This is a genomic window from Pseudenhygromyxa sp. WMMC2535 (assembly GCF_011083025.2).
Genome location: NZ_JABJWV010000001.1, coordinates 589,500 through 604,727, shown reverse-complemented (window position 1 = coordinate 604,727; position 15,228 = coordinate 589,500). Strand labels below are relative to the sequence as shown.

10 protein-coding genes and 1 tRNA gene are annotated in these 15,228 nt (G+C 68.7%); 9 read left to right on the top strand and 2 right to left on the bottom strand.

Annotation, left to right across the window (positions count from 1 at the left end):
* Positions 1 to 43 precede the first annotated feature (43 nt).
* The gene (locus G6O69_RS02245; RefSeq protein WP_172301877.1) at positions 44 to 1,756 is read right to left on the bottom strand and encodes a hypothetical protein; all 1,713 of its coding nucleotides are present in this window, start codon (positions 1,754 to 1,756) and stop codon (positions 44 to 46) included.
* 83 nt (positions 1,757 to 1,839) lie between these two features.
* Between G6O69_RS02245 and G6O69_RS02240 the strand changes: the two genes are divergently transcribed.
* Positions 1,840 to 2,394, top strand: coding sequence for a DUF3347 domain-containing protein (locus G6O69_RS02240; RefSeq protein WP_172301876.1), 555 nt, complete (start codon positions 1,840 to 1,842; stop codon positions 2,392 to 2,394).
* Entirely contained in the window at positions 2,391 to 3,626 is a 1,236-nt protein-coding gene (locus tag G6O69_RS02235) for an MYXO-CTERM sorting domain-containing protein (protein ID WP_172301875.1), read from the top strand. The genes G6O69_RS02240 and G6O69_RS02235 overlap by 4 nt, the downstream gene beginning before the upstream one ends.
* A gap of 217 nt (positions 3,627 to 3,843) precedes the next feature.
* Here G6O69_RS02235 and G6O69_RS02230 read toward each other — a convergent pair whose 3' ends face one another.
* Positions 3,844 to 5,097: a glycosyltransferase family 4 protein gene (locus tag G6O69_RS02230; RefSeq protein ID WP_172301874.1), complete on the bottom strand. Its 1,254-nt coding sequence runs from the start codon at positions 5,095 to 5,097 to the stop codon at positions 3,844 to 3,846.
* A 176-nt stretch (positions 5,098 to 5,273) separates the two neighbouring features.
* Between G6O69_RS02230 and G6O69_RS02225 the strand changes: the two genes are divergently transcribed.
* The 7 genes from G6O69_RS02225 (at position 5,274) to G6O69_RS02195 (ending at position 15,186) form a co-directional block, all read left to right on the top strand.
* A tRNA-Ile gene (locus tag G6O69_RS02225) sits at positions 5,274 to 5,347 on the top strand.
* 127 nt (positions 5,348 to 5,474) lie between these two features.
* Positions 5,475 to 6,209 carry a C4-type zinc ribbon domain-containing protein gene (locus G6O69_RS02220; RefSeq protein WP_172301873.1) on the top strand — a complete coding sequence of 245 codons (735 nt, stop codon included), beginning with the start codon at positions 5,475 to 5,477 and terminating at the stop codon, positions 6,207 to 6,209.
* A 3-nt stretch (positions 6,210 to 6,212) separates the two neighbouring features.
* The gene (locus tag G6O69_RS02215; RefSeq protein ID WP_172301872.1) at positions 6,213 to 7,019 is read left to right on the top strand and encodes an alpha/beta hydrolase; all 807 of its coding nucleotides are present in this window, start codon (positions 6,213 to 6,215) and stop codon (positions 7,017 to 7,019) included.
* 196 nt (positions 7,020 to 7,215) lie between these two features.
* Positions 7,216 to 8,769, top strand: a complete 1,554-nt coding sequence (locus G6O69_RS02210; RefSeq protein ID WP_172301871.1) for a TrkH family potassium uptake protein — start codon at positions 7,216 to 7,218, stop codon at positions 8,767 to 8,769.
* Positions 8,770 to 9,240: 471 nt separating this feature from the next.
* Entirely contained in the window at positions 9,241 to 10,167 is a 927-nt protein-coding gene (locus G6O69_RS02205; RefSeq protein ID WP_172301870.1) for a hypothetical protein, read from the top strand.
* A gap of 2 nt (positions 10,168 to 10,169) precedes the next feature.
* On the top strand, positions 10,170 to 12,551 hold the full coding sequence (locus G6O69_RS02200) for a hypothetical protein (RefSeq protein ID WP_172301869.1): 2,382 nt from the start codon (positions 10,170 to 10,172) through the stop codon (positions 12,549 to 12,551).
* A complete protein-coding gene (locus tag G6O69_RS02195; RefSeq protein ID WP_172301868.1) occupies positions 12,544 to 15,186 on the top strand; it encodes a hypothetical protein in 2,643 nt (880 codons plus the stop codon). Before G6O69_RS02200 ends, G6O69_RS02195 begins: the two co-directional genes overlap by 8 nt.
* Positions 15,187 to 15,228: the final 42 nt, after the last annotated feature.

Below are 15,228 nucleotides of genomic sequence, written 5' to 3'. Positions count from 1 at the left end.
GTGTCGGCTGGTCGCGGGCCCGGTCCTTGGACCAGTCGCATGGTCAAAAATCACCCACGAGCTGAAGGATGAAGCGATCGTTGGCGATCTGGTTGGTCTGGCCGCCGTCTTCGAAGATGAATGTGTAGTCAGCCTTGACGGTGAAGCGAGGGACGACCAGCCAGCGCAGGCCCACGCTGTGCGAGAGCTGGGTCTCGTCGTAGAGATAGGCGTCGGCGTAGTCGGAATTCAAGGCGACTTGGGTGTCGGCGCCCTGCGCTCCGCTCACGCCGGGGACAGCGCGATCGGGATCGGCCCAGTCGACGCGATACTGGAGCATGAGCCCGGGGAGGTTGCTGCGCCGGCGGCGGTAGAGGGGCTGGGCAATTTGCGCATAGGCCCCCATCACCGCGCGATCGGCAAGGGTCTGGACTTCACCGTCGCGGGCGGCCGGGGCCTCGTCGACGCCATAGACGAACTCCCCGCGGATCATCGGCAGGGGATAGGGGCTGGCGACGATACGGTCGAGGTCGAGGTCGAGGTGAGCGCCCACGCGCCAGCTCGGCGCCTGGGGGACGTCGATGGTGGTCACGCCGGCGACTTGCTCGTCGGCGTCGAGCAAGCGCGGATGCTTGCCGTAGATCATCGAGGCGCCCAGCTGGAGGTCGGGCAGGGGGAAGACGCTCACCCGGGCGAGGACCGACTTGTTTTGGTTGTTGTCGGGGCCGATGCCCAGGAACCCGAGATCCGCGCGCGGATCGAGGCCAGCGAGGGCGCTGTCGGAGTCGGCCTCGGCGAGCTCGCCGGGGCGTCGGACCCGCTCGCAGGGGGCCGTGACCCCGGTGGGCTGATAGAGCGAGTCGGTCCACCGGGTCTGGGTGCAGGGGTCGCCGTTGATCACCCCGAGGTCGATCTGGATCGGGCGCAGGGGATCGTGCTCCCGGAAGGTCGGGCGAAACTCGAGCACCGCGCCCACGTCGCTCCACGTGCCCGGGTAGACGCGGCCGTTGGTCATCGAGCGCGGCCGGGTGGTGAACCAGTTGATCGGGGCGGCGTGCTCCTCGTCCTCGATCCCGAAGGGCACGATGAACACGCCGGCGGTCAGCTTGAAGCCCTCGCGAAACCACCGCGGGGCCTTGCTCGCCCAGAAGAAGGGGTTGATCTCGAGGGCCGCCGACTCGACGAGGAGCTGGCGCTGGGCCGGGGCGAGGATGTCCTCGCTGCCGGCGGTGACCTGGGGGATCGCCAGGTACTCGAGGGACATGCGGGCATAGATGGCGTCGGCCCAGATCGCCGCGCCGACGTAGAGCGTGGCCGTGCCCGCGCCAAAGTAGGGCAGGGGGGCGACGCGCTCGAAGCCGCCGCCTTCGTCCTCGGGCAGGCGGGCGCGCAGGTTGCTGCGCTGGGTGACCACGAAGGCGCCGCCGACGTAGCCGCGCAGCTGGATGATCCCCCCGCCGGGGCCGACGTCGGCGAGCTTGCCGGGGTCGAAGAAGCTGCCGCCGTCGCTGCCCGCGGGCGCGCGATCGGGGTCGAAGGTGATCACCGGGCGCCGGGTCGGGGCGCTGGGCTCGGGCGCGCCGGCTTCGGGGTCGCGGCTCGGGAGCGTCTCGATCTCCGGCATCGGTGGGGCCGCGCCTTGGCTGGGGTCCGCGAAGAAGCCGGGGTCCTCGGCTTCGGCTTCGGCTTCGGCCTCGCCTGCGTCCTCATCGAGCACATCCGGCAGGGGCGTGGGCTCGCCCGGCGGCGCCCAGCTCAGCCAAAAGGCGAACGACATCGCAGGAGCGGCCAACATGCGGGGGCACACTCTACCCCAAGCGCGGGGCTGCGAGCGCTGCGCGCCTGTGGTATCGCGCTGATGTGGCGACATGGACCCGAAGGCGCTGGCTGACGACTGCCCTCGCGGGCGCATGCTGGGCTTGCAAGGGCAAGCGCGAGGAGGACGAGGCGAGCCCGGAGGTCCGCTACGAGTCCGTGCTCGCCTGCTACCTGGGGATCGGCGAGATCCTGGCGGGCGACAGCATCGAGGGCGTCTCGCAAGCCGGCGCGAGCCTGGTGGTCCTCGCCGGCCTCGAGCCCACCGACGCCGGCCTCGACGAGCTCCTCGCCGGGGTCCAGCGCCTGGGCTCGCCGGACATCGCGACCGTGCGCATGGCCTACCGCAAGATGAGCGAGGGGATGATCGCCTGGCTCGCGGCGAACCCCGGCGAGCGCGAGGGCCTCGAGCTGATCTTTTGTCCGATGACCTTCACCAACGAGGGCGCCTACTGGGTGCAGCGCGCGGGCAAGATCGAGAACCCCTACGAGGGCGCGATGATGCTGCGCTGCGGGGCCAAGCTCGACTGGTCGGACTACCGCCGCGGGGCGCCGCCGGCCGGCGAGGTCGCGGTCGAGGGCATGGAGGCGGGCCAGTGAGCGGGCGGCGAGGACAGGCGGCTGCGCTGACGCCGAGGTTGACGGTCCAGGCGACGGCCGTGGTCGCGGGCGTGACCCTCCTCGGCGCGCCGCGTCTGGCCCAGGCCGGCAACGAGACCCACCCGCGCACGCCCGTGGCCTGGACCGAGGTGCCCTGCATGAGGGTGGTCGATCGCAGCCAGAGCCCGCTGATCGCGTTCGACTACACGATCCCCTTCGAGGACACCGAGGTCACCCCCGACGAGGTCTCGGACAGCCGGACCCACCAGTTCTTCGCCTTTTGCCGCGACCGCCACCCCGAGGACATCCTGCCCGGGTGGATCACCGAGGCCGACGTCACGGCGGCGGACGCCAAGGGTCTGGGCGACCTCGACAGCGTCGACCTCGAGCTCTACGTGCTCGAGAACAACGCCGAGTGGGCCGACTGCTGGAGCCGGATCACCACCGACGCGCAGCGCCGGGCGATCACCTTCGCGGCGGCGAGCGAGCCCGTGGCCTGGGACACCATGGCCCTGCCCGCGGGCAGCTACGTGGTCGACGGCTACACCTACGAGCCCTGGTACAACCTGTGGACCCCGCGGCCGGGGGTGTTCAAGATCGTCGACGACCCCGACCCCGCGGCCAGCGGCCCGGCGGCGGCGCTGACCTTTGGCGAGCAGGCCGTGGGCGTGGGCGAGGCCGCCACGCTGACCGGCTGCGTCGACGCCATGGCCGGCTCGACCATGAGCCTGGCGTGGTCCAAGGGCGGCGTCGGCAGCGATCCGACCTGGGCGGTGTTCGCCTCCGAGCTCGCCGCCGAGACCGGGAGCTTCGAGCTCGCGTTCGAGCCGCCCGCGGAGGCGGCCGCGAGCTCGGTGATGATCCGCCTCGAGATCAGCGACCCCATGGGCCGCAGCTGGACCGCCTTTGGTCACGACTACATCGCCGTCGTCGACGTCGGCGACTCGGGCTGCGAGGAGGGCGGGAGCTTCGTGTCCACGCCCTGCGACACGGAGACGGGCGAGGAGAGCGGGGCCGGCAGCGAGGGCGGCCTCGACGTGGGCGAGTCCGAGGCGACCGGCGCCGACCAGGGCGAGGTCGCGGACGCGGGCGCGGAGGGGGCGAGCGAGGGCGGCGGGTCGGGCTGCGCCTGCGCGAGCGCCGACGAGCCCGGCGGCTCGGGGGCGGCGCTGGGTCTCGCCCTGCTCGCGCTTCTCGGGCTGCGCCGGCGCCAAGTTCAGTTGTCACAATGACAATTGTGAGCTGATGCAACCTGCCGCCTCGTCGTGGGCGTGGGAGCACGCAACGTTGCAGGTCGCATCACCGACTTCTCTCCATGGCCCCAAGTATTTGAAAACAAAGGGCTTTGATCGCGCCCTTGGCTGGCCCGGATCTCGAAGATTCAGGCAGGCATGAAGCTCCTCGGCTCCGCCTGCTTGCTCAGCCTGCTCGCCCTGGCCCTGACGGTCCTCAACGCCTGCTGAGCAGCTCGCGGTGCAAAGCCGCGAGGTCCGCACCCATCCTTGCGGACGAGAAGGCGTCACGGACGAGACCCGTCGCGTCGTGTGACATGGCCAGCAAGGTCTCGGGGTGTCCCGCGAGATCGTGGACGGCGGCGACGAGGGCCTGCGGTCCCAAGGAGGGATCGACCCGGACGCCGACGTTGCGAGCGCGGCTCTCGCCGACGGAGAAGATCTCGCGGATCGGCGCGCGGTCGAGGGCCACGAGGGGGAGCCCGTTGGCCAGGCCCTCGAGCACGACCAGGGGGATGTCGAGGCGGCGGTGGATCTTGTCGGCCACGAACACCTGGAGCGCGCAGCGACGTTGGAGCGCGCCCATGTCGTCGACCTCGCCGTGGATCTCGACCGTGCCCGCGCCGATGGCCCCGGCGAGCTCGCGGGCGAGGCGGGCGCGCTCCGGCTCGTCGACGATCTGGTCGGGGCGGCAGGCGATGATCAGCCTCCACCCGCGCAAGTTGGGCTCGCTGAGCGTGCGCGCGAGCTCGATCAGCCGGTCCGTCGCGCCGACGTCGAGCTCGCCGGCGTAGAGGATCGCGCGGCGGCGGGCGAGGGCGTCGGGGTGGTCGATGGCGCCGCCGATGCGCGGGTCGACGCCCGGGTAGATGCGGTGGACCCGGCCGCGGGGCAAGCCGCCAGCGAGCAGGCGGTCACGGGTGTGGTCCGAGAGCGCGACCACGGCGTCGAGGGCCTCGAGCTGGAGGATGTAGTTCTCGAGGCCCGTGGCGCAGGTCAGGGTCTGGACCACGGGGGCGGGGCGCGGGTGCTCGTGCTTGCGGCCGCGGAGCACGGTGCCGGCGACGCCCCACAGCGAGCGCATCCCGCCGGTGGCGCGGTGGACGAGGCTCGTGGTCGTGGAGATCGGCTCGGGCGTGGCGACCAGGGCCGCGGCCACGCGCTCGGTGACCGGGCCCGGGGCGAGGAAGATGTGCAGAGGTTGTCGGCGGCGGTCTCGGCTGAGCAGGGCGCTGGCGATCGCCGCACGCTCGAGGACCTCGGCGCCAAAGCCTCCGGGCAGCCGGGGCACCCGGAGCAGCCCGTCCCCCGCGCTCGCGCGGCGCAGCGGCCGGAGCGGATCTCCAAAGTAGTCGACGGGTTCGCCCGGGGGCAGCGCGGGGATCAGCTCGCGCAGAAGCGCCGGGCCCCCGTCGAGTCCGGGGCCGATCACGGGTCGGGACACCAGCAGCCAGCGTCGTTCTTGGCTCATGCGCGCTCTCTCGGCGAGGGCCGCGAGGGTAGCAGTGACTGCCGTACTTGGGGGCAAGAGAATGTTCGCAGATCGCGCATGCACAGGCCGCCAGGGGCCGGCTCGTGCTTCGCGTGGACCCCTGCACGCGCGTGTCGTTTGACGTCGCGTGCGGCGCTACCTATCGTTCGCTCCGCGGGCCCATAGCTCAGTCGGTTAGAGCAGCCGGCTCATAACCGGTCGGTCCCAGGTTCGAGCCCTGGTGGGCCTACTTCGTCACCCGCGCACGGACGTCTTTGACGTCCGGGTTTCGTGACGAGCACTCCCGAGAAGGCACGCCCCAACGCATGAAAGATCAGATCGAAGCGCTCCATCGGCTCCAGGTTCACGACCGACGGATGAGTTCGATCGAGCGCAAGCTCGCGGCGATTCCCAGGCGCAAGCGCGAGATGGACCGTGACCTCGAGAAGCTCGAGGCCATGTTGCACAACGAGGTCGAGAAGCTCGACGAGAGTCACGCCTTCCGCCACGACCAAGAGCGGCTGCTCGACGACGAACGCGAGCAGATCCGCAGCAGCAAGCAACGCATCTCGCAGGTCAAGACCCCGCGCGAGCTGGCCGCCGCCCAGCGCGAGCTCGACGCGACCCAGCGCATGTCCAAGACCCGCCAAGACGAGCTGGTGCGCATCGACGAAGCGGTCGCCGAGGCCGAAGGTCGGATCAAGGCCATGCAGGCCGGTCTCGACGACCTGCGCCAGACCTTCGACGCCGAGCGCACGCGCCTCGACGAGATCGACGCCAAGCTCCAGCGCTCGGCCAAGAAGGCCCGCAAGTCTCGCAAGCACCTGCTCGACTCGGTCGAGAAGGGCCTGCTGCGTCGCTACGAGCGCATCCGTCGGCGCGGCGGCGTGGGCTTCGTGCCCGTCAACGAGCGCCGCTGCTCGGCCTGCAAGATGGCCGTCGCCCACCAGACCTACGTCTCGCTGCGCGCCGGGGAGATCATCCCGGTGTGCGAGAGCTGCGGTCGCCTGCTCTACTGGAGCGGGCTCTTCCCCGACGAGGGCAAGGCCAAGGAGCCCAAGCCCAAGTCGGCGCCGGACGACAAGCCCAAGGCCGAGCCTGCTGGGGACTGAGGCGTGCCGCACCAACGCGCCGGGGACCTCGAGGTCTTCTATCGGCAGTGGCAGGGCGAGGGCGACGAGCCGCTCGTCCTCGTCCACGGCAACTGGTCCACGCACCGCTGGTGGATCCCCACCGCCGAGGCGCTGCTGAAGCTCGAGGCCGGGCGCGCCCGCTTCGGGGAGATCCTCGCCATCGACATGCGCGGCCGCGGCGACACCCGCGGCCCCGACAACGACTACACGATCCCCGCGCTCGCCGAGGATCTGCGGGCCTTCATCGCGGCCCGCGAGCTCGGCCCGCGCCTGCACCTCGTCGGCCACTCGCTGGGCTCGGCCGTGGCCATGCAGTTCGCCCTCGAGCACCGCGAGCGCCTGGCCTCGCTCTGCGTCGTCTCTCCGGCCTGGGTCGACGGCATGCCCGAGGCCTGGAACCGCCCCGAGCTCCAGCGCGTCACCCAAGACGACATCGAGCGCTTCGCCTCGGTGCTCGCGCCCATGGCCCCGACGGCGCCCCGCGACGCGTTTTGGCGCGAGCTGGTCGAGACCGGCCACCGCCAGCGCTGGGCGGCCACGCTCCACAACCTCGACGCCCTGGTCAACTGGAAGCCCGGCGACGCGCTGAAGCAGCTGACCATGGCGCGGATGGTCGTCGAGGGCGAGCAAGATCCGCTGTGCGGGGGCGAGACGGCCCGCCGCGCCGCCGAGGCCCTCGGCGCCCGGCGAGTTCGCATGGCCGGCGTGGGCCACTCGCCCAACCTCGAGGTCCCCGCTCGCTTCGCCGCGCTCCTGGTCGAGCTCGCCGAGATCGCGGCCGAGGGCTGAGCACGGCGCTCGTCGGCGAGCGCCGGGGGAGTCCGCGCCGAGGGCCGAGCACGGCGCTCGTCGACGAGCGCCGGGGGAGTCCGCGCCGAGGGCTGAACACGGCGCTCGTCGACGAGCGGCTGGTGAGCGCCCCAAAGCGCCGACGGGGATCGAGGCGCTGAGAGCCTGCCAGCGCGCGCGATATAGTTTCCCGGCCATGCGCCCGCATCAGCGCACGCTCTCGGCCGTGGGCCACGCCCTGGGCGTGCTCTTGGTGATCCTCGCCGTGGCCATGGCCCTGGTCGGCCTGGTGTCCTGGGCCGTGGGCGAGGCCCCAGGTCTGCTCGCGCGGGCCTTTGGGGTGCCGGCCGCAGGCGCCGCCCTGGTCGGCGGCCTCTCGTGGTGGCGCACGCAGATCCGCACCCTCGACGCCGTCGAGGCCATGCTGGTCTGCGCCCTCGGCTGGATCGTGCTCTCGATCGTCGGCGCCCTGCCCCTGGTCGTGCTCCTCGACGCCAGCTGGATCGACGCCAGCTTCGAGGTCGTCAGTGGGTTCACGACCACGGGCATCACCGTGTTCACCGGCCTCGACGCGCTCCCGCGCAGCGCGATCCTCTGGCGGGCGCTGACCCAGTGGATCGGCGGCGTGGGCATCTTGAGCCTGTTCGTGGCCCTGACCCGCAGCCCCAGCCTGGCCCACCGCCTCGGGCCCACGGAGGCCCACAAGATCCAGGCCAGCCGCCCCGTCCCCGGCCCGCTGCGGACCTTGCAGTTCTTCGCGCTGATCTACGTCGGGCTCACGATCCTCGTCGCCCTCGGTCTGCGCCTCGGCGGCGTGGGCTGGTTCGACGCCATCACCCACGCCTTCACCACCCTGTCCACGGGCGGCTTCTCGGGTCACGACGCCAGCGTCGCCCACTGGCGCGCCCCCGAGCAGATCGCCGCCGGTGCCCGCCCCGTGGTGATCGAGTGGGTGATCATCGCGGGCATGGCCGCCGGCGGGACCAGCTTCGTGGTCCACTTTCGCCTCGCCCGCGGCGAGTGGCGAGCGCTCGGCGACGGCGCGGAGATCCGCGCGTGGATCGGCCTCTTGCTCGGCGCGCTGCTCGTGCTGCTCGGCGAGCAGTGGCTGCGCGGCACCGGCATGTTCGCCGCCGACGCGCTCGAGACCACCCACGCCCTGGGCGAGGGCTGGCTCGCCCGCGCCGAGGCCGGCGTGCGCACGACGTTGTTTCAGGTCCTGGCCATCGCCACGACCACCGGCTACGCCACCGCCGACATCGCCACGCCCTTTTGGGGCTCGACGGCGCGGGTGCTCTTCTTGGTCCTGATGTGCGTGGGCGGCTGCGTGGGCTCGACCTCTGGGGGCTTCAAGGTCACGCGGATCTTGCTGCTGCTCGGGCTGATGCGCCGCGAGCTGCGGCGGACCATCCTCCCGCGCGGCGCCGCGCTGCCGGTGGTCCTGGACCGCAGCCCGGTCGAGGCCGGAGAGCTCGGGCGCGTGGGGGGGCTGGCGGTGGCCTGGGTCGTGCTGTTGATCGTCGGGACCCTGGTGACGACGCTGTGCTCACCCCACGCGGGCTGGGCGGCCTTCTCCGGGGTCGCGTCGGCGCTCAACAACATTGGGCCGTGTTATATGAACATCCCCGAGGTGGCGGGGCTGCCGCCGGGGGTCAAGGGGGTTTGGATGTTGGCGATGTTGGTGGGGCGGCTGGAGGTGCTGCCGCTGGCGGTGTTGTTCAGCGCTCGGGCTTGGCGGGGGATTCACTGAGGCCGGGGGCCAAATTGTCGCTTTGGGGGTGACAGGCCTCGGTTCGTAGCCGCTCAGAGGCATCGTGAGCCTCAGTGGGGTCGAGTCTCCCCTGTATCTGGGCAAGCTGAGCTCCATATTCGAAATGTCCGTGTCAGAAGGCCGATGGGCAATTCGCTCGATAGTGATGTTCATATTCGGGGTTGTTGAGTGCGCTATTCCGAGCACGCTGACGCATTAATTGCCGTTCGGCGGCGGAGATGTCGCCATAGACTCGACGCGTCGATGATGTCACATCTTCGTACGAGGGGCGGTCTTGGACTCGGGCTGGCTGGGCTGGTCCCAATATTCTTTTCATCGCCGGCTTGCTCATCGAGTGAGGGGAAGGCTGGTGAGTGCGCAGCTGATCAGTGCGAACTCGACCCTCTCCCGCGCTGCCTGGCCGAGAGTGGCTGTGAGGACCACGAAGATTGCCCGCAGGGCAGCTTTTGTGTGGTCGACAGCAGCACGGAGAAGAAGTCTTGCCGCGGCCCCGTGGGGGACGAAGTGTTCCGCACCGACCTCATCGATGGGTTTGGTGTGCCCGAGCTGAGTTCGACGCTCGAGGAGGTGAAGCTGGTGGAAGGAAGTGAAGGAGCCGAAATCGTCGGCTATGAACTCGAGTGGACGGCGCCCGAGGAGAGCGTGCTCGTGACCTGCGCGTTGTTCACCTGCCCGCCAGTGTTCGATGTATCGGGGTCGGTGGTGGACATCGCCAACTTCGATCGCTGTGTCAGCGCGCTGAGCTACACGAGTGAGACCGCCGGGACCTTCAGCCCTGGAGACAGCGAAAATGCCTATATTCCTGGCGCCGACGCCTACGCAGCCCTCGCTCCCGGCTGTCCGCTCCCGGATTCGGGGGACAATCCCCGGGAAGGGCAGGCCGTCACCGCGCTGTTGGTCGGGTGCTGGGCCTACGACGAGTGGTCGTTGATCCGCGCCTCCAAGCTCTACTATGTTGGGAGCGAATTCGTCATTGATACAAATGAATCGCTCGCTCGTGGAGTGGACGGAGACTGTTTGGATGATGATGTGGGTGAGGGGCGAAGCTGTGTCCTGGAGATTCGAGATGGGCTCGTGGCCTTCGGGGTCTGTGTTGATGCCACAGAAGACGCGAGCGACGATATGGGAACGAGCACGGGGACCGATACGGACTCGGGGAGCGAGACGGACTCGGAAGGCGCCGGTACGACAACGGACACTGGGGACGATGAGGAAAGCGCGGGTTCCGTACAGCGCTGCGCGCAGCGCTGTACGAGCAAGAAAGACTGTGAAGAGCGCTGCGCCCTTCTTGGTGAAGTCGACGCGGAGCCGTCGTGCATGAAAGAAGCCGGCGCCGATGACGACGTTCTTGGATACTGCACACCCTGTACTGAATAATCATGAGCTTTCGCGCACGAATCATTGACCGCCCAGAGGGCAAGGACACCCCGACGACCTGGACCATCTGCGTCCCAGGCGAGCTGATCGGCGTCGAGCTCGAGTGGAGCTGCCCGCGGAAAGTCCTCGGGGGCCGCTCGCGCAAGGCCAAGCACCCGCGCGGGGCGGAGAACATGCGCCGCGAGGGCGACTCCCCCCGGGTGATCATTCGCCACGACTACCCCTACCGACGCACGCCCTTCGACATGAAGCTCCCCGACGAGGTCGAGCTCGATCACGAGGACGAGGACGAGGACGAGGACGAGGACGGCTACGCGACCTGGCGCAAGCTGATCGAGATCCCCGCGCCCAGGATCTGGCCAGCTCGCATCGCGCTGACCCTGCACGCGCCTCATGGACCGCCGCTCCAGGCCGCGATCCGGCTGATCCCGCGGGCCTCGATGATCTACTCGTTGCTGATCCTCGGCGTCGCGTTGGTGATCGTCTTGTTGGCGGGGGGCGTCTTGCTCCCGGCGCTGCGCATCTCCGTGCAAGACGGGCTGCTGAGTCTCGGCGGGGTCTCGCTCTTCAGCGGGGCGGTCGCGCTCTTTCAACGCATCGCGCGACGCTCGTGGCCGAACCTGCTGCCCTATATCGGGATCCCCTATCTCATCCAGCGCGCGCTGCTGACCTCCTTGCTGCTCCTCGGCGCGCTCACGCTGGTGTCGCGCAGCACGCTGACCACGGTCAACAACGGCACCAAGGCGGAGATCGTGCTCGCGTTGACCGACAAGGCCACGACCGAGTCTCTGCTGCCCAAGAATTCGCTGATCTTGGCCGAGTCTCCGCAGGAGTTCGGCGAGCACCTCGACAATTACTTGTCAAAGGAGGTCGCCGATCGCTTTTGCCCGGTCTGGGTCGAGGAGGGGCAAGGGAAACCCGAGCCGTTGCTCGACTGCACGCCGCAAAGCGAGGCGGAGATCTACGATGGCCTGGGCTTCGGCCCCTTCACGCCGCCGCTGGTCCAGCTGCGCTGCCGTGACCGGGACTGGGTGGGGCTCAAGGAGGATCAGTTCATCGACCCCTCCAGCGATATCTTCGATCTCGGGGCGAGCGGCAGGAAAGTGGGCGGACGCCGGGTCGCGCACCTGCGGCCGGACGACAAGTGCGAGCTGCGCTCGGAGGTCATCGCGAGCATGTACCTGTCGAGCTTCGAGAGCCTGCAGAGCAGCGGGCTGGAGGGGCTCTATCAGGCCAGCTACCCGTGGGTCCCCAGCGATGACGGCGGCCTGGTTCAGCTCGCCGTCGATGTTCGGCACGACCCGGAATTCCAGCGCTTGCGGGTCGGGGCCAAGCGGGAGTCAGGGAAGCCGGTCGCTCCGGGAACCCTGCTCATCGCTCAGCTCGGGGTGCGAGGGGCGAGCTCTGGCCGGCGGGCTGTACCGGTGCCTGGGGAGAGCCTGACCGAGACGCTCGAGATTTCGATTGGCGCAGGTACGGCGGAGGTCCTCGACTTCTCGCCCGACTCGACGTTGACCTGCCATCGGCCGGTGCCGAGCCGCGATAGTCACTTTCGGGCGATCGCCTTGCGCGTCGAGGGGCACGTGGAGCTGCTGCACGGTGTCGAGGCGAGCGCGAGCTTTCCGCTCAGCTGGAACTCGACATGGGAGCGGACGGAAGACAGCGGCGCCCGTGATGTCTGGCTGTGCGCGGTCTCGGCGGGATCGGGCAGGGAGGCGGTTCAAAATGATCGCCCCTTCGGCCTGGAGAAGCTCGAGCTCGATCTCGAGCTCGAGCATCTCGCCGAGTTCGACGCCCTGACGCTCAGGGTTCCACCGCAGTGGATGTCCAAGTCGATCACGATCTTCGATGGTGGAGACTTGCTCGGGACCTTGAGCTGCGCGGCCAACACCAAGGACGCCACCGAACCGATCTTGGTGACGGCGCTGTGGCCCTACGGCGAGGACAACAGGCCGTTTTCCGAGGGGATTCGCAGGCTCAAGATCGCCCCGCAAAACGACCAGATCAAGACCTGGCGCTCGGTCTGGATGGCCAAGGGAGAGGGGCACCACGGGCTCCCGCCGGTGTTTGCCTGCTGGCCCGAGTCCTACTCCGAGCAGGCGGCGCTCGGCATGAAGGCGAACATCGCGGCGGCGCTGGTCGACGGCGCCGATCGCACGGGCAAGCTGGTCCTGGAGAAGAGCCAGCTGATGATCTCCTCACGCAGCAAGCGACGCTGCTGGCACGACCGCTCCAGTCGCTCGGGTTCTCCGCTGAGGAACAAGCCCATGAACTGCTCGGACCCGCGACCCGCGAAGACCTTCGAGCTGCGCGAATTCAGGGATACGCGGGGCAACGAGTGTGAAGAGCTGTGGATCTGCGACGCGGACGGGAACCATGACTGAGTCTCATCGACGCTGGTTGCTCGGGATCGTCGCGTTGGTTGTCGGCTTGGTCCTGGCGCCGAGCTCGGCGCACGCGCGCAAGGGCGAGTGGAAGCTGTCGGTCACGCTCGGCGCCGAGTCGGAGGCCGCCCCCGGTTCGACGACTGCGCAGGCGACCCACGTCTGCGTGATCACTCGCGGGGCGGGGCCACACAGCGTTCGGCTCGACGATCTGTGGATGCTCAAGAGCGAGACCGCCAAGCTGCGCGAGTACGACGGCAAGATCGACAAGGCGCTCGCCGAGAAGATCGAAGACGGGAAGCTGGAGCTCCTCGATGAGATCCAGCTGGGGCTGCGCGAGCTCGCCGAGTTCAACAGGCCCTGTGGCGGGGTGGACCTCGGCGACGACGACGAGGTGCGCAAGTACTCCGGGCAATATCCCAGCTGCCAGCCTCGCCTGGACCCGGTGTTTGGGACCGACGACGAGGACTACCTGACCTGCGCCAAGAACAACGCGACGACCGGCGTGTCGATGCGCTCCTTGGAGGCGTTCGAGGGGACGAAGGGGAGGGACTGGGACGTGGAGATCCCCGCCTGGCGGGTGCTCCTCCTCGATCTGCGCAGCTCGATGAGCGAGGGTATCAACCACTTCCCGATCCAGGAGATGCGGGTGATCGGCGACGAGCTCGAGCTCAGCTTGGGCGTCGACTATGAAAAGACCCCGCTGACGCTCACGGTCGTCGGTGGGCACTATCTCTCGGGCGCCCAGACCAAGCTCGAAGATGGCGAGCACATCGATATCGAGCCGCGCTGCCAGTGGGCCGACTTCGAGCTCCCTCCCCAGCTAGAGCTGGAGAGCCTGGACGACCTGGCCTACTTGGAGGGCAGGTCCTCGAAGGAGCCATATTTTGCGAAGCTCTTTCGTGGCAAGGAGAGCTTCGAACTCGACTGGGACAGCTGTATCCGCGGCGTGCCAGGCGAGCGAAGCCTCAGCGTGCTGACGCCGGTGATCGCCTCGAGTCAGGACAAGCGCCTTCGTGTCGAGATCAGAAATGGAACGCTGCCCTCCGAGTCGGCGTTGGAGCCCGAGGACGCGTCGACGAGTCGCGCCAAGAAGAAGCGGGTCCAACGAGGAGAGGTGGTGCTCGAAGCGCGCTGGAACACGCCCTTTCCGCAGCCGGGGGCCGCCCTCCAGGCGACGCAGCTGACCTTCTCGTGGGAGGTCGACAGCTGCTTTTACATGCCCAGCCGGGACTGTCCGGAGGCCGAGATCCAGGAGTTTGGGCTGTCGTGCGAGCGGCTCAACGGCGGCGAGATCATCCAGTCGACAAAGGAGGGCCAAAGCGGGGTCTGCTACTACTCTTGTCCGAGGCAGACCGAGGAAGAGGAGGGCGAGGACAGGAAAGACAGGAAGGACGAGCGAGACAGGCGGGAGGACTGGCAAGGCGGCGTGGTGCTCCCCTTCGTCAACGGTCAGCCCCTACATATTCGGTTCTGGAACGCAGACGACAGGCGCGGCTGGACCGAGGAGCTGAGGATGATCAATCAGCGTCTGCAGGGCCATGTCGAGCCAGGTCAGCGTCAGCTGGAGATCGAGCTCGATCCCAAAACCGTGTTGCAGCTTCCTGGCGGAAAATTCGATGAGCCCACAGGGAAAGAAAGGCGAGACGCTCGCAGGGATCTGCCCTGGCGGGAGCGCTTCATCAAGCCGGAGTCGATTCGAGGGATCGAGTTCTCCTATGCCAACGAACTCGGTGAGCACGTGACGAGGAGGATGTCCTTCTCCGAGGAGACAAAGGGGAAAGCAAAGGGCTCCGAGGGTGAGAGCTGCACGTGTGCGGTGGACTGCGACTGTACGAAGAAGAAGGGCGGCGGTGAGTCTCTGCGAGCGCACTTTCCACTCCTGAGCTGCACCGAGACCGTGCAGTATCGCTATCTCGGCGATCGTCACTATCGACCGATGAACGCAAGCGTCAACGCGGGGAAGCTGAAGCTCGCCGGGCACGGCGCGGCCGGGATTGGGCGTCGAGTCTACATCTTCGTCGCGGGTGGATACATGCCGAGCCTCGCCCTGAGCGAGCGCACCGAGAGCACGCCGGTGTTCAACTTCGCGGGGGGAGAGTTCCAAGTCGGGCTCGCGCAGTGGCCGTTGAGCAATCGTGAGGGGAATTTGTCTCCGGCCCAGGGCTGGCGCTTCGAGTACACCGTCGAATTTTCGTTCTCGAGGGTCTTTGCGTACCCGATCTCCGGTGACGGGAGCACCGCGGAGCGACCCGTGTCGATCCCCTACACGCGCATGGGCGGAGGCTTTGCGTTTCTCCGCCGGGTGGGCCACGACGACTTCGTCGCGCTCGGGGCGGGGCTGAGCCTCATGTGGGGTCACGCGATGTGGCAGACCCAGCGCAGCGCCTTCGATCCGCGCTACGCCGGCTTCGACTTCTCGATGCGCCCGCGCTTCGAGATCCGCCTGCGGCCTTTTTACGCGGGCAAGAACCTGATGGTCCGGCGGCTGGAGGTGATGCTCCGCCCGGGGCTGATCTTGCTCGAGGATGTGCCTCGGCACTCGACGGACATGCACGGCGCTCCGCAGCTCGACCTGCGCGAGAACAGGGCGGTGTGGGCGACGATGACCGGTGGGCTGGCGATGTCCTTTTGAGCACTGCCCGCCTGTCCCAAAAGCAGGGCCGGCGCCCTGCTA